Below are 14,604 nucleotides of genomic sequence, written 5' to 3' on the forward strand. Positions count from 1 at the left end.
TCACGAAAGGACCATCCTCATGGGCACCATCACAACCGCCACGCCTCCCCGCATCGTGCGCCAGTTCCCCGTGCGGAACGTCAGCCTGGGCGGCGCAGTCCGCTCCGAATGGATCAAGTTCTGTGGGCTGGCCTCGAACAACGTCCTCGCAGGGTTCACGTTCCTCCTCCTGGTCGCCAACGGCATCGCGATGCCATGGGCGTACGTCTTCCGCGACCGCGGTTCACCCCAGGCGAACTACGACGCGTACCCCGAGATGGTCGTCGACAAGACCGGCTACGTCGGCATCGTGCTCGCCGTGCTCGCGGTACTGATGGTCACGAACGAGTATCGCTCCGGGCAGATCAGCACCACGCTGCTCTCGGTTCCGCGCCGGACGCCGGCACTGATCGCGAAGGCGGCGATCATCGCGAGCGTCGCCTTCGTCATCGGAGTCGTCAGCTCGGCGATCGGGTTCGCGCTCGCACCGCCCATCCTCGCCGGTGGTGGGTACAGCTACGTCCTCGAGACACCCGACCTGCTCCGGCTGGTCGTCGGCTCGGGCTTCTACCTCGCTGCCATCAGCGTCATCGGCATCGCGCTCGGCGCGATCATCCGCAACGTCATCGCCGCGGTACTGGCGACGATCGTCTTCCTCATCATCGTGCCCGTGATCCCGCAGATGTTCTCCGAGTACGGCACTGAGATCATGCGCTTCTTCCCGATCCAAGCCGGCTCGCTGCTCCTGGCGCCCGCCGGCACTGACCCGATGGGACCGTGGGGCGGTTCTGCCGTCCTGCTGCTCTGGGCGCTGGCGCTGTTCGTGAGCGCAGCGGTCGTGCTCAAGCGCCGCGACGCCTGAGCACGCTCATGAGCGGGCTGGCAGCGAGAATGGGAGCACAGCTCGGGATGGAGGTCGGGGTATGAGTGCTCGCTCATCACCGCCAGGGGTGGATGCCGCGGAGGTCGACCGCGTCCTCAGCACGCGGCTCCTGCTCTGGGTCGGCGCTCACCCCAGGACGGTCGACGCGGTCGTCGCCCTGCTGTGCCTGGGAGCCCAGATGCTCGTCCTCGTGCTCCCAGGTGCCCAGAATCCCTCCGCAGGCCTGCTCCTCGTGCCACTCTCCTGCGGCCTCCTCCTGTGGCGGCGACGATTCCCCCGCACCATCCTCGTGGCAGTCGCCTCGGTGAGCACGGCGGGCTTGCTCCTCCCCACCCCGGTCGCGCTCCTCGGACTGCCCGCCGCCGTCGCGCTGTACACCCTGGCCTCGTTGACTCCCATCACGACCGCACTCCTGGGGTACGCAGTCGCCGTGGGGTTGCCCGCGGCAGGCATGCTCCTCATGTTCCTGACGACGGGAGTCCCCCGTGCACCGTCGCTCCTCGACCCCCTGGCGCTGATCGCTCTCGCTCTCGGTATCGCCGTCCGCAGCGCAGCGCGGCGCCGAGAGGCGCTCGCGGAGTTGGTGAACCAACGGCTCAGCACGGCTCGGGTCGTGGAGCGGCAGCGCATCTCGGCAGAGATGCACGACATCGTCGCTCACTCGCTCTCGACGATGATCGCTCTCGCCGACGGTGCATCGAAGGGCTGGGAAACGCACCCGGAGCGGTCGGCTCTCGCGCTCGGCAAGCTCGGCGACGTCGGGCGAAGCGCACTTGCCGACATGAACAGGGTCCTGCGGGTGCTTCGGGGGGAGGACGCGGTCTTGGACGAGAGTCTCCAACGCTCGGGCCACAACGTGCCGGAGTTGGAGGAGGTGGTCGAGATCTTTCGCGGCACCGGCGTGCCCGTCACACTCGCCCGCTCCGGCGAGACGATGCCCGACAGCCCCACACTGGCGACGACGGTGTACCGGATCGTCCAGGAGTCGCTCACCAACGTGCTGCGGTACGCGACAGGAGCCACACGAGTCGAGGTCAGCATCGACGTCGCAGGTGGCACGGTCACGGTGCAGGTCACCGACGACGGCTGCGCCGGACCGCACTCGGGCAGGGCCCGGAGCCAGGGGACCGGCCGTGGCCTGCTCGGCGTCGCTGAGCGTGCCGCGACGTACGGCGGGACGAGCGCAGCTGGCCCGCGCCCGGGCGGCGGCTGGATGACGCGAGCCACCCTGCAGATCGACGAGGCAACCAGAACATGACCGGCCCCAGTTCGCCGAAGATCAGGATCCTACTGGTCGACGACCAGGAGCTCGTTCGGATGGGTACGGCTCTCACCCTCGACGCCGCCGACGATATTGAGGTCGTCGGCGAGGCAGACACGGGTGAGTCGGCGATCCGCCGCACGCGGGAACTGAAGCCCGACGTCGTGCTGATGGATGTGCGGATGCCCGGCATGGGGGGCATCGAGGCGACCAGGATCATCACGACCGTGCACCCCAGCACGAGGGTGCTCGTGCTCACCACATTCGACGTCGACGAGTATGCCTTCGGCGGCCTGGACGCGGGGGCAAGCGCCTTCCTCCTCAAGAGCACCCCGCCAGATCGGCTCCGTGAGGCGGTGAGGACCGTCCATTCGGGCGAGGCCGTGGTCGAGCCCAGAATCACGAGACAGCTGATCGATCACTACGCCTCCGGCGGTTCACCGCATGCGCGTTCTCGGAGTGCCGAGAACGTCGACCCGCTCAGCCAGCTCAGCCCGCGCGAGCGAGATGTGTTCGGGTGCATGGTCGCCGGGCTCTCCAACAGCGAGATCTGCAAGACGCTCCACCTCTCCCCCGCAACGGTGAAGACCCACGTGAACCGCATTTTCGCCAAGCTGCACCTGCGCGACAGGGTCCACGCGGTGATTCTCGGGCACGAGCTGCGAGGGCAGGGGCGGGCGCGGTAGCGATCGCCCATGCCCCCACCGGTCATGAAGTCGGGGCATGGGCCGAAGGCAGTCAGATCAAGCGCAGACTTCGTAGCGCAGTTCGATCCGGCCGCCGAGACGAGTGTTCTGCGTGGTGTTTCGTTCGGTGCCGCGGGTGATGCTGCTGGTTCCGGCTACGGGAGTCACGCCGCCGACTGACGCCGAGGACACGAAACTGCCGCCGCCACCACCACCCGATGCTCTCGCCGGGAGCCCACTGTAGTTCGCCGTCTCCGGGTTCAGGTACTTCGCGCCGCGGACGCCGCCGCCACCGCCACCCGTGTACCCGCCGCCGCCACCACCACCGGCAGCCCCTCCTGCAAGCACCGTTCCCGCGGGGTTCTGAGTAGCGAACTGGGCATAGGCGATGCTGCCGCCTGTACCGCCTGCGCCACCAGCCGCGCGCGTCTGGCCCGACGCACCCGAGCCGTTGAAGACCTCCGTGGAACCGGCGGTCGATGTGCCGGTACCGCCTCCTGTCCCGGCAGCGCTGGCGGATCCACCGGCACCTCCGATCGCGGTAACCGTTCGATTCGGGCCATTCCAGAGAACTGACGTGTTCGCCGCGGCGAACCCGCCGTCTCCACCGGAGGCCGGGACCGTCACCGTCGTTGGGAGGGTGCCGGGCCCGTTGATGCCGGTGCCCGCGCCGCCACCGCCACCGGCGACGACCAGCGGGGCGCCGCCGACCAGGATGGCAGAACCGCCGCCACCCGAGCCGCCCGCGAACTGGAACTGCCCGCCGGAAGGGCCGGATGCGCCGCCGTTGCCGAACCCCGTGCCCCCGACCGCGGGTGGGGCCTGGCCGGCAACGTACGTTCCACCAGCCCCAACGCGGAGGACGAGCGACTGACCAGGCACAACGGTCAACGTGCCCTCTGCTCTCTCACCGGCACCTCCGTAATTCGTAGCATTCTGTCCTCCGCCGGCGGCGCCGACGACGGTATAGGTGATCGAGGTGACGCCGGCGGGCACGACGAACGTCGTGTCCGTGAACGTGGCCCCGGCGGGACGGGCAGCGACAAGAGGCGTCGCGGCGACGCAGCGGCTTGCAGCCCGTGCGGGGGTCGCGACAGCCAGGCTCAGAATGGGGACGGTCCAGGCAGCACCGGCCACCAGCGATCGGCGCGTCGTGCCGCCCTGACGCGTCTGTGCGTCTCTCTTGAGATTTTCTTGCATGAAATGGCACCTCTCGGGTGTCGTCTGAGGGGAGAAAGCTGCTCGAGAACGGGACAGCGATTCCTGTTCCGAGGAGGGGAATCTCGGATCACGTTAGGAGAGCCCCCAGCCCCCGCATAGCGCCCCGGTACTAGATGCGTCCCACAGACCGAAATCTGCGTAAATGCGTCAAAACCATCACTACAGTGCGCTCCTCTCGCGCAGCCCAGGGGCAGTTGGAGGAGACTGAGCCACATGTCGCTGGCCGAAGTCATGGCCGACCGCTACGTCCTGGCGTCGTACGACGCGACGTCGCCCACGAACGGCGACCGGATTACCGGTTACGTGTGCGATCACTCGTGCTCGTGCCGGTCGTCCTGCCCCTCGACGCCGCCGCCGGCGTGCTCTGGAGTCGGATGCGAGGCGCGGAGGCCATCGACCATGTCGTGGCGACAGCGCGCCAGCGCGCGGCGGACTCCCGCGCGGGTGGCGCGTGAAGTCAGCGCGGGACGGCTGCAGCTCGCCTGCCAGGGGTCGCGGTGCGCGCCGAGACCTGGGTGCTTCGCGCAGTCGTGGGTTCCCGTCGCGCTCCGCGCCGCCGGGAGGTGGTGTGCGCAGATCTGCCCGCCGGTGACGTCCGCCGCGATGTGCGGCCCGCACACGCGGTCCAACGAGACCGGCGGTGCGACCTCGGGAGGTGCCAGTATCCGAGAGCACTGCGACTCGCGCGGAACGCTCCCGGTCAGCCCGGTCTCGTGAAGGTGACGACGGGGGTCTGCCGGCGGGCGTCGACGGAGACTTCGGCGGTCACGCCGTAGACGTCTTCGATGAGCTCAGGGGTGAGCACCTCGGTCGGCGTGCCTGCGGCGACCACGGCTCCATCCCGGAGCACGACCAGGACGTCGCAGTACATGGCCGCGAGGTTGAGGTCGTGGATGGCGATGATGGTCGTGACCGGCAGTGCGCGTATGAGCTCCAGCAGCTCCAGCTGGTGTCGGATGTCGAGGTGGTTGGTCGGCTCGTCGAGGAGCAGTTCGTGGGGCTCCTGGGCGAGGGCACGCGCGATCTGGGCGCGCTGGCGCTCGCCGCCCGAGAGGGTGTGCCAGAAGCGGTTGGCCTGCTCGAGCAGACCGACGTGGTCGAGGGCGCGGTCGACCGCGCGATCGTCGGCGGCGGTGTCTCCTCCGAGCCCTGAGCGGTGCGGGATCCGCCCGAGGCGCGCGATGTCGCGCACGGTGATGTCCACGTCGGTGTCCGCATGCTGGGTCACCGACGCCACGGACCGGGCGATGTGACGACGCCCGACGGTGCTGATGTCGACGCCGTCGAGGGTCACGAGGCCAGCGCTCGGTTTCACGAACCCGTGCAGCACTCGGAGCAACGACGATTTGCCGGACCCGTTCGGTCCGAGCAGTCCGACGGTCTGGCCCGGCTGGGGGTGCAGGCTGACGCCGTCCACGACGAGCGCTCCCCCTCGACTCCACGAGACGCCCTCCGCGTTGATCGTCACGTGCGCTTCCTCTTTCGGGCGAGGAGCGCGATGAAGACGGGCACCCCGACGAGGGCCGTGCCGACACCGACGGGGAGCGGGGTGGGCGAGAACGCGACTCGCGATCCGGCGTCGACCCAGACCATGAAGATCGCTCCGATGACTGCGGTCGCCGGGATGAGGCGCGAGTGTCGCGGGCCGACGAGCAGCCGGGCGGCGTGCGGCAGGACGAGGCCGACGAATCCGATGGCTCCCGCGACGCTGACCAGCGTGGCGGTGATGAGGGCGGTCGCGACGAGGAGGATGGCTCGAGTACGCGCGACATGGATACCGAGGGACGCGGCGACGTCTGCCCCGAACGCGAAGGCGTCGAGGGCGTGGGCGTACCTCGCGCAGAGCACGGTCCCGGCGCCCACGACGACGACGCAGAGCACGACGTCATCCCACCTCACCCCTTCCAGGGAGCCCAGCATCCAGAACATGACGCCCCTCGTCTCGTCGGAATCCGCGAAGGCGAAGATGATCAGCGACGTCAAGGCGGAGAACAGCTGCGTGCTCGCGACCCCCGCGAGGACAACTCGGTCGGTCCCGCCGCCGGAGAGCTGAGAGAGCAGGAGCACGAGCCCGAACGCGACGAGTGCGCCGATGAACGCGCCGCCGGAGAGCCCGATCGCGGCGCCACCGAGCCCGAGGACACCGATGGCGACGGCACCCGTCGATGCGCCGGATGAGATGCCGAGAATGAAGGGGTCGGCGAGCGGGTTACGCAGGAGCGACTGCATGACCACGCCGCAGAGCCCGAGGCCGATTCCGCACGCGGCGGCCACGAAGGCGCGAGGAAGCCGCTCCTCCCAGACGATCGCGTCCTTCGACACCTTCACCGGGATGTCGGTCAGGCCGAGGTGGTTCGTGACGATGTCACGGACGTTGACGGGCAGGATATCCGCCGGTCCGAGCGTGATCGCAGTCCCGACCGAGACGACGAGCAGAAGCAGACCGGCGAGCACCAGGGCGCACGCGATCAGCACGCGTCGCGGCCGGGGCGCGCGCGAAGATTCGGTGCTCACGCGTTCGACGGAACGCTGGCCCGTGGCGGAGGTCAGAGTTCCTCCCCGTGCTCGTCCCACCACGCCTTGATCTTCTCGAGGCCGTCCACGAAGCGTATGGAGGGGTTGAGCTCCGCCCCGTGCAAGTCGATGTAGCGCTTGTTCTGCACGGCATCCATCGTCTTGGTCAGCGGGTCGGATTCCAGGAACGCGACCTTCTCGTCCAGACGGTCGCCAGGGAATCGGTCTCGCTGCAGGTCGCCCAGGATGAGCACCTGCGGGTTCCGATCGACGATGTCCTCCCACGTCGTCGCGGGCCAGTCGTCGTCGAGGTCCGCGAAGACATTCGTGAGCCCCGTGGATGATCCGAGCATGGCGGCAGAACCCAGGCCACCCGCGACGTAGGGCGTCTTCGTGTCGGCGAACCAGTACGCAGCGCTCGCGCCGTCGAAGTCGACGCCCTCGGTCGCCGCTGCCGCGCGCGTCTGCAGATCGCTCACGAGCTCGGCCGCGCGATCTGCGACGTCGAAGACCTCACCGAGCTCCGTGATCTCCGCGTACAGCGCATCGACCTCGAGCGGCGTCGTCCGCGTCCCTCCGCCGTTGATGCTGGTCCCGTTGTCGCAGTCCGTCGGCGAGAGGTAGCTGTTGACGCCCGTCTCAGCGAATCGTTCGCGCGAGGTGACCCCGCCTTCAGCGAAGTGCCGGCCGAAGGAGGCGGTCACGAAGTCGGGGTCCGCGCCGAGAACAACCTCGTAGGTGGGGGCGTTGTCGGCCAACCTCGGGACGGCGGCGTTGGCGTCGGCCAGCGATTCGAGGACCGGGTCGGTCCAGGATGCCGTGCCGACCATGCGGTCCTGGAGCCCGAGCGACAGGAGGATCTCCGTCGAGTTCTGGTCGAGCGAGACGACCCTCTCCGGGGCCGCGTCGATCGTCACCTGCGTTCCGCAGTTGTCGAGTGTCAGCGGGTACTGCGTCGCCCCGTCTCCCGCGCTCGCAGCCGAGTTGGATTCGACCGCCTCCGACGCTCCGCATCCGGAGAGCCCGAGGACGACTGCGGCGGTGAGAACGAGGCTGAAGGTGGCGCGCTGACGCACATGGGCTCCCTGGATCGAGTCGAGTCTGCCGACTGGCTCGCTAAGGATAGCCTTACCTGCGCGCTCGGGCGTGCGCCGGGCGTGCCGAGGAAGAGCGTGGAGGTCGAACAGAACGCGACGATGCGCTTGAGCCGCCCGGCGATCACTGACAGCAACAGGGAGCACGCGCGCTCATCACTCCGGAATGATCGGAGCTCCGAGACGCTCTGTGACCTGCTGCCAGACGCTTCGACCGAGTTCGGGGTTGAGGCTTGTCGGCACCGGGGTCGTGAGGATCGGCGCACCGGTGGCTCCCGTCCGGGGGCCGAAGTAGGCGCCGGCCGGAAGCAGAGGTGTCGTCATCGCGGCGATCGCCGGATGCGCAGCCGCATCCTTGCCCTGCACCACTCTCGAGAACACAGGAGCGACGGCTGTCGCGAGCGTGCGGACGAGCGCGGAGCGCTGCTGCAGTGGGGGCCGGTCCGGCGTCAACGCGTCGATCGCGGAACCGGGGTGAGTGACGACCGATCTCACGCGAGAACCACTCGCGAGAAGACGTCGGTCGAGCTCGAATCCGACGATCTCCGCGGCATGCTTCGACATCGCGTAAGCGGCGCGAGGGCGATACGCGGAGGGAGCGAGCCAGCCGTCCGCATCGAACGGAATCTTCTTCGTGAGGAAACTGCCCGTGCTTATGACCCGCGCCTCAGGCGCGTGCGTGAGCGCAGGAAAGCTCAATCTCAGGAACTCGAGGTGCGCGAGGACGTTGACTCCGACCGTGGACTCGACCCCGAACGGACCTTCGCTGTAGGTGGGGTGAGCGGCGATGACGCCGGCGTTCATCACGAGACCGTGGACCGGCGGACCGGCGCCGATGCGCGACCCGGCCGCGCGAACGGATTCGAGGTCCGCGAGGTCGAGTTCGAGGTGGCGGTGGCGGGCGGGTTCCGCAAGGAGTGCGATGGCGCTCTGCGCTTTCTCCGCGGAGCGGGCCGCCACGATGATCTGCGCACCGAGGCGAGCGAGCCCTTCCGCGACGAAGAAGCCGATGCCGCTGGTTGCGCCGGTGACGATGATCGACTGTCCATCGAGTCGTGGTGTGTCCATTGATCAGGCTTTCTGTTCAGGCACGGAGGCGCGCGGCTGTTGCGTTCGCGGGGAAGCCAGGCGGCAGCTGAACGTCGACCACCCACTTCCTTCAAGTTCTGAAGTGACTGTAGCAGAAGCTTCAAGTCTTGTAGCAAGTGCTAGGGTGAGCGCATGGGAGACGAACGCGCACAGAAGCTGTCGGAGGCCCTCTTCGCCGCGTACGACGTCGTCGCCCGCACGAACGATGCGCTCGAGCCGGCACTTGCAGAGTTCGGGCTCACCGCAGTCACCGCTCACCTGCTCTGGGTGATCGACCCCGACGGGCCAGCACCGTCGATGCGCACGGCCGCCGAACGGACGCACTGCACCCCGCAGAACGTGACCTTCATGTGCCACCAGCTCGAGGCCAAGGGGCTCGTCACGCGAAAGCCGTCCCCGACCGACCTCCGACAGCGCGTCATCGAGCTCACTCCCGAGGGCCGTGCAGCTCGCGACGCGATCGTCGAGCTCGCCTCGACCAGCTCACCGCTCGCCAACATCGGCGAGTCCGACCTCGCGCGAATCACCGAGCTCCTCGGAAGCGCACCGTCGCGCCTGGCCTGAATACCCTCGGGCACGCGGATCCCCCCTCTCCTACTGGCTCCCGATGAGTCGAGCTGAACCCCGCCTGGCGTACCCACGGCACACGACTCAGCCCCCGACTTGGCAGTCAGGGGCTGAGTTCAGTGCGCGTGGAGTTGGGTGATCGACTACCCGTCGAGCTCCGCCACCGCGAGGCCGTAGGTGACGTTCGCGGCGTTGTTGACGCCCGCGTAGATGAAGCCGAACGGGTTCTCTCCGCCGGTGATGGCGTTGTACACGCCGTCTACGCTGAACGCGCCCGTGGTCGGGTTGATCGGCACGATCAGCCCGGCGTCGCGGCGCAGATCCACGCGCCCTTCGCTGACGTCGGAGAAGCTGAGGATGACCTCGGCCGGGAGCGCACCGCGATTGACGGTGACGACGCCGGTGAGCGTCGGGAAGATCGTGACCCCGTCGACCTCGCTGCCCCGGTACTGGTTGGGGGAGAAGTTGATGGTGCCGGTCGTCTCTCCGGGCGCGGTGCGCGGGGCGACGACGTCCACCGTCACCGAGACCGACGCGCCGTCAGTGATCGAGGCCGAGACGGTGCCCGTGAACTCCTGGCCCGAGCTCGCCCCCGCATAGAAGCCGCTCACGTTGACCGTGACTTCGAACTCGCCCGTCTCGGAATCGACGGCGGCGCTCGATGGGCCCGTGATCGGCGAAGAGTATGCGAGCTGCACGGTCTGCGGACGGGTCCCCGCCTCGGTCGTGGCCGCGAACCCGCGCAGCGAGACCGTGGATTCACCGTCGGAGACGACCGCCCCATCAGGACCCAGCGTGAGGGGTTCTGGAGCCGGCGCGGTCGAGGCGACCGCGAGGGGCGCGGCGAGCGCGGCACTGACGGTCGGCAACGCCCAGGCGGCAGTGGTGACGACGGCCCGACGACTCGGTCCTGGGGAGGGCTGGGAACTCATGAACATCCTTCGAATGGGGGAACCGCGGAAAGGTCGGCGACACACAAGGAGGCCCAACCGCTCTAAGCAGACTACCTGCGGGGCGTGAACGACCGCCGAAAACCGGTGACGGCTTGACCCGGGTGGCCGCCTCGGAGTATTGATCCCAGCTGAACTTCCCGTACAACTGGGATCCCAGTTGTACACTCGGCCCATGAGGACGCCACCGCCACCCACCGCGACCGAGGTGGCCTACCAGCAGATGCTCGCGTGGCTGCGCGACGGAACATTCGCGCAAGGCAGCATGCTGAGCGAGAACGACCTGTCGAAGCGCCTGGCGGTCAGCCGGACTCCGGTGCGCGGCGCCCTCCGTCGCCTGGAAGCAGATGGGCTGGTGACGATCTTCCCGCAGCGCGGGGCGCTGGTCCGCACCCTCACGGCCGAGGAAGCGCGAGCCGTGGCGGACGCGAGGCAGGTACTCGAGTCTGCCGCCCTGGACTCCCTGTCCGTCGAGGCACGGCAGCGGTTGTGCATCCGGCTCGAGAAGTCCATCCAGGATCAGCTGACCGAGCTCGAGCAGGGCAGCTACGACCGCGTCGTGCAGCTCACGATCGACTTCCACCGCATCTTCGTCGAAGCAGGAGGGAACCCGATCCTGTTGGAGTTCTACGACAAGCTCCGACAGCGTCAGGCGGCGATGACGCTCCGAACCTACGACGACGTCGCTGGCCGGTGGTCGGAGTTCATCGCGGAGCACCGACGCCTCGTCGAGCACGTGCGCACCGGGGATCGAGGCGCGTTCCTCGCCGAGCTCCGCGCGCACATCCATCACACGCACGGGTCCCTCATGGGGCCACTGTGACCCACATCACCGAACCAATGCACACCCGCGGAAAGGCATGACCATGACGCTCCCCTCCCCACTGGACACACTCAAGTCCGTTGCCGTCGCACCCATGGCTGGCGGCCCGAGCAGCCCTGGTCTCGTCGTCGCCGCGGCCCGCGCAGGACACTTCGCGCAGCTCGCCGGCGGGTACAAGACGGCGGCGGCGCTGAACGCACAGATCGCCGAGGTGACCGAGGCCGGGGTGTCGGTGTTCGGGGTCAATCTCTTCGTCCCCAACCCCCACCCCATCGACGAGGCGGGATACTCCGCGTACTGGGAGAGCATCCGCGAGCACGCGTCGACGCACGATGATGCCGCGACCATGGCCGCCAGGCTGGAAGACGACGACGAATGGTCGGAGAAGCTGGATGCGGTCATCCTCAGCGGGACGCCCGTGGTGAGCTTCACGTTCGGGCTGCCCTCGGCGGGGACGTTTCGGAGGCTGCAGGCGGCAGGGATTCTCACGATACAGACGGTGACGTCCGTCGATGAGGCCCGACAGGCCGCGGCAGCCGGCGCCGACGCCCTCACCGTTCAGGGGCACGACGCCGGCGGACACAGCGGCGTGTGGGATCCGGACACCTTCCCCGAGAACATCGCGCTCGCGACGCTCATCGAGCGCGTCCGGACGGTCACGGACCTGCCCCTGATCGCGTCGGGCGGGATCACGCGTCGCGAGCAGGTGCTCGAGCTCCTCGGCGCAGGCGCTGACATGGTCGCGGTCGGCACCGCGGTGCTTCGGTCAGACGAGAGCGGAGCATCCGCCGTGCACAAGGCTGCGCTCGCAGATGAGCAGTACACCGAGACGGCCTTCACGCGGGCATTCACGGGCCGCCCCGCACGTGCGCTCGTCAACGCCTTCGTCGAGAGCCACGTGGATGCGCCAGTCGGGTACCCAGCACTGCATCACCTGACCCGCCCCATGCGGGCAAAAGCCACGGCTGCGGGCGACAGCACGCTCGTCAATCTCTGGGCAGGACAGGGCTGGCGAGAGGCAGAGGACGGCCCCGTCGTCGCGATCCTCGATGCTCTGGAGCCGTGAGACGGCGCCGCTGATCCTGGCGGGCTCGGGGGCGTTGGCGACCGCGTCCCTTTGGCCCTCAGATCGATGAATCGTCTCCGGATGCACGCGAGTCGACCCCGCGATCGCCGCCGCGCAGCGCCAACTCGAGCACCTGCTGCGCCACCAGTTCTGGCTCGGACGCAGTGACCACGTGGCCCGAATGCTCCGCCCGCACGTGCACGGCCCCAGGATGCGCGGCGACCGTCTCGAGGTGCGCCGCGATCAGCGGGGCGCGCGTGCGGTCGGCCGGCGTCTCCTTCATGCCAGAGATCACGCGCATCGGCAGGTCACCAAGCCGCGGCGGACGCGAACGCAACCCGGCGAGCTCGCTGCGCACCATTCGCTGCTCCGCGGCGGCGGCCCGCGCAGCGCCCGGGTTCGTCGACGCATCCAGCGCCTGCGCCGCCGCGATCGGGTCCATGCCATCGACGAGGCTCCGCAGCTGCGCACGCAGCAGGCCGAGTCGGGCAGCGGGCTCCAGCACCGCGGCCGAGAACGCGAACAGCCGCCGCGTCGAAGGCCGGAAATACAGTGCCGCGTGCTCGTCGCTCTGGTCGACCAGCACAACACCATCCATCGGCGCACCCGCCGCCAGGCGACGTGCTGCCAAGCGCCGCACGATGGGCCCACCCCAACTGTGGCCGACAAGCACCAGCCGAGAGGGCTCCTGTGCGTTCACCACCGTGTCGAGGTCATCCGCGAGCCGCTCCAACGTGCGCGGTGCGGGATCCGGCGTGCTCTCTCCGTATCCGGCACGCTCGTAGGCGACGACCCGCACGCGCTCCGCGAGCATCCGGTGCACGAGCCCCCCGTACAGTCCGCTCGCACCGAGACCCGCCTCGAGCACGACCACCGTGCCTGCATCGAGCGGCCCGCTCGCGAACGTGCGCAGTCGACGACCGTCGGGGGTGGTCACGAAGGCGGCGGAGTCGATCATCCCGGCATGCTCTCACGCCCCGACAACCATTCGCCAGGCGCCGGTGACAGCCTCCGGTGCGAGGATGGCCCCAATGGATATCGAATTCTCGACCATCGAAGGCGGCAGCGTCGAGCTGCACGACGCCCGCCGGAAGCTGCGCAGGCGCGTCGAGCTGGAGCCGTTCGAGATCGGCGTCTACGCCGTCACCCAGTCGCAGCTCGGCGAGCTCCTCGGCGAAGCCACCGACGACGGGACGAGCCACCCCGAACGGCCAGCGACCGACGTCAGCTGGCTGCGCGCCATCCGCTTCTGCAACGCCGCCTCCGAATGGGAGGGGCTCGACCCCGCCTACTCGTACGACGGCGAGCAGGTCACGTGGCACGTCGACTCCGACGGCATCCGCCTCCCCACCGAATCGGAGTGGGAGTTCGCGTGCCGCGCCGGGTCGACCACCGCCCAGTACGGGCCGCTCGCCGACGTCGCCTGGACGAGCCTCGACGGTGTCACCAGCCCTCAGCCCGTCGGCGGCAAGCACCCCAACCTCAACGGCCTCTTCGACACCCTCGGGAACACGTGGGAATGGTGCTGGGATCACCTCGACCCTGCCCGCTACGACGACTACCGCGTGTTCAGGGGCGGCGGCTACGCCGACGACACGTGGAGCGTCCGCGCCTCCGTTCGCCGCGGCGGTGCGCCCCGCATGCACCACGAGGACGTCGGGTTCCGCGTCGCGCGCGGCGGGTTCGACGCCGTGGATGCGGCCCAGGGCTGGTCAGCGGCAGCCGACCGCGAGCGCGCGACACTCGAGGGACCCACCCCGTTCGGGTGGACCCCTCAGAGCTGACCCGCGCCAGCCGCCATCCTCAGCCTGACGTGGCGTCGGCTCGAACAGCGAGCCGTCAGACCGCGAACTGGATGACGCCCGTGATGATGAGCGTCAGCAGGGTCGTCCACAGGACGATCGCGGCCGCCTGCCACACCAGCACACGCCCCTTCGAGATGCCGCTTCCCGCGAGCGCGGCGGCCGTGAAGTGCGTCGGGAGCAGCAGCGGGCCGAGGAGGCTCACACCGGCGACCCCGTAGCGGTTGAAGGCGCGCTGGAACTTCTCGCGGCTCGCAGTCTTCGGCTTCGCGTCCGCCGGCGACTTCGCGAAGCGTGCCCGGATGGCAGCACCCAGGTACACGACCAGGGCTACCGCAATGAAGTTCCCGAGGGCGCCCGCCACCGCGGCGATAACCGGGTTGATGCCGCCGATGATGCCGATCGTCGCCGCCCCCTCCCCCTCGATGAAGGGAACCGCGCCGGCGAGTGCCACGATGAGCGGCTGCAGCCACTCGGGCAGCTGCGCCATCAGGTTCTGGAAGCCGAGGATGAGCTCTGCGATGGGATTCATGGAGTGGCCTTTCGAAGCTGCGATCTGGGCTGCCGCGTCGGAGTACCGCGGTGATGACTCCATTCCAGTCGGGATGCGCGCGCAGCAGCAGTGTCACCGCGTCACCACTCCTCGTGAGGATGCGCGTGCCGCTTCGT

General features: G+C 68.9%; 16 protein-coding genes. 8 read left to right on the forward strand and 8 right to left on the reverse strand.

The genetic code is table 11. From position 1 onward, the window contains the following. Nucleotides 1–19 precede the first annotated feature (19 nt). The 3 genes from ITJ61_RS12765 (at nt 20) to ITJ61_RS12775 (ending at nt 2,809) form a co-directional block, all read left to right on the forward strand. On the forward strand, nt 20–841 hold the full coding sequence (locus ITJ61_RS12765) for an ABC transporter permease (RefSeq protein WP_194686385.1): 822 nt from the start codon (nt 20–22) through the stop codon (nt 839–841). A gap of 61 nt (nt 842–902) precedes the next feature. After that, nucleotides 903–2,120: a sensor histidine kinase gene (locus ITJ61_RS12770; RefSeq protein ID WP_194686386.1), complete on the forward strand. Its 1,218-nt coding sequence runs from the start codon at nt 903–905 to the stop codon at nt 2,118–2,120. Then, a complete protein-coding gene (locus tag ITJ61_RS12775; protein ID WP_194686387.1) occupies nt 2,117–2,809 on the forward strand; it encodes a response regulator transcription factor in 693 nt (230 codons plus the stop codon). Before ITJ61_RS12770 ends, ITJ61_RS12775 begins: the two co-directional genes overlap by 4 nt. A gap of 57 nt (nt 2,810–2,866) precedes the next feature. On the opposite strand, the gene ITJ61_RS12780 is transcribed toward ITJ61_RS12775, so the two are convergent. After that, nucleotides 2,867–4,009, reverse strand: coding sequence for a hypothetical protein (locus ITJ61_RS12780; protein WP_194686388.1), 1,143 nt, complete (start codon nt 4,007–4,009; stop codon nt 2,867–2,869). A 326-nt stretch (nt 4,010–4,335) separates the two neighbouring features. Between ITJ61_RS12780 and ITJ61_RS12785 the strand changes: the two genes are divergently transcribed. Continuing rightward, nucleotides 4,336–4,485 carry a hypothetical protein gene (locus ITJ61_RS12785; RefSeq protein ID WP_181063007.1) on the forward strand — a complete coding sequence of 50 codons (150 nt, stop codon included), beginning with the start codon at nt 4,336–4,338 and terminating at the stop codon, nt 4,483–4,485. Between the two features lie 245 nt (nt 4,486–4,730). Here ITJ61_RS12785 and ITJ61_RS12790 read toward each other — a convergent pair whose 3' ends face one another. The 4 genes from ITJ61_RS12790 to ITJ61_RS12805 all read right to left on the reverse strand — a co-directional run bounded on the left by ITJ61_RS12790 (nt 4,731) and on the right by ITJ61_RS12805 (nt 8,706). Further along, on the reverse strand, nt 4,731–5,498 hold the full coding sequence (locus tag ITJ61_RS12790; protein ID WP_104243935.1) for an ABC transporter ATP-binding protein: 768 nt from the start codon (nt 5,496–5,498) through the stop codon (nt 4,731–4,733). Next, on the reverse strand, nt 5,495–6,502 hold the full coding sequence (locus ITJ61_RS12795) for an iron chelate uptake ABC transporter family permease subunit (RefSeq protein WP_228497050.1): 1,008 nt from the start codon (nt 6,500–6,502) through the stop codon (nt 5,495–5,497). The genes ITJ61_RS12790 and ITJ61_RS12795 overlap by 4 nt, the downstream gene beginning before the upstream one ends. Before the next feature lie 74 nt (nt 6,503–6,576). Next, a complete protein-coding gene (locus tag ITJ61_RS12800) occupies nt 6,577–7,620 on the reverse strand; it encodes an ABC transporter substrate-binding protein (protein ID WP_104300274.1) in 1,044 nt (347 codons plus the stop codon). Between the two features lie 174 nt (nt 7,621–7,794). Beyond that, the gene (locus ITJ61_RS12805) at nt 7,795–8,706 is read right to left on the reverse strand and encodes an SDR family NAD(P)-dependent oxidoreductase (RefSeq protein WP_194686389.1); all 912 of its coding nucleotides are present in this window, start codon (nt 8,704–8,706) and stop codon (nt 7,795–7,797) included. 153 nt (nt 8,707–8,859) lie between these two features. Here ITJ61_RS12805 and ITJ61_RS12810 point away from each other — a divergent pair, with 153 nt between their 5' ends. Next, nucleotides 8,860–9,291 (forward strand): MarR family winged helix-turn-helix transcriptional regulator, encoded by a 432-nt coding sequence (locus ITJ61_RS12810; RefSeq protein ID WP_104243943.1) that lies wholly within the window; start codon nt 8,860–8,862, stop codon nt 9,289–9,291. A gap of 146 nt (nt 9,292–9,437) precedes the next feature. Here ITJ61_RS12810 and ITJ61_RS12815 read toward each other — a convergent pair whose 3' ends face one another. After that, nucleotides 9,438–10,226 carry a hypothetical protein gene (locus ITJ61_RS12815; RefSeq protein ID WP_146081098.1) on the reverse strand — a complete coding sequence of 263 codons (789 nt, stop codon included), beginning with the start codon at nt 10,224–10,226 and terminating at the stop codon, nt 9,438–9,440. Nucleotides 10,227–10,419: 193 nt separating this feature from the next. On the opposite strand from ITJ61_RS12815, the gene ITJ61_RS12820 reads away from it, so the two are divergent. Both ITJ61_RS12820 and ITJ61_RS12825 read left to right on the forward strand, forming a co-directional pair. Beyond that, nucleotides 10,420–11,067, forward strand: coding sequence for a GntR family transcriptional regulator (locus tag ITJ61_RS12820; RefSeq protein WP_194686390.1), 648 nt, complete (start codon nt 10,420–10,422; stop codon nt 11,065–11,067). Between the two features lie 43 nt (nt 11,068–11,110). Further along, a complete protein-coding gene (locus tag ITJ61_RS12825) occupies nt 11,111–12,133 on the forward strand; it encodes a nitronate monooxygenase (RefSeq protein WP_228496665.1) in 1,023 nt (340 codons plus the stop codon). Nucleotides 12,134–12,191: 58 nt separating this feature from the next. Here ITJ61_RS12825 and ITJ61_RS12830 read toward each other — a convergent pair whose 3' ends face one another. Then, nucleotides 12,192–13,091, reverse strand: a complete 900-nt coding sequence (locus ITJ61_RS12830) for an alpha/beta fold hydrolase (protein ID WP_194686392.1) — start codon at nt 13,089–13,091, stop codon at nt 12,192–12,194. A gap of 73 nt (nt 13,092–13,164) precedes the next feature. On the opposite strand from ITJ61_RS12830, the gene ITJ61_RS12835 reads away from it, so the two are divergent. Further along, nucleotides 13,165–13,917, forward strand: coding sequence for a formylglycine-generating enzyme family protein (locus ITJ61_RS12835; RefSeq protein WP_194686393.1), 753 nt, complete (start codon nt 13,165–13,167; stop codon nt 13,915–13,917). A 55-nt stretch (nt 13,918–13,972) separates the two neighbouring features. On the opposite strand, the gene ITJ61_RS12840 is transcribed toward ITJ61_RS12835, so the two are convergent. Then, entirely contained in the window at nt 13,973–14,467 is a 495-nt protein-coding gene (locus ITJ61_RS12840) for a small multidrug efflux protein (protein ID WP_104243954.1), read from the reverse strand. Nucleotides 14,468–14,604 lie beyond the last annotated feature (137 nt).

It is taken from the genome of Pseudoclavibacter sp. VKM Ac-2888 (assembly GCF_015351285.1).
Lineage (GTDB): Bacteria > Actinomycetota > Actinomycetes > Actinomycetales > Microbacteriaceae > Pseudoclavibacter.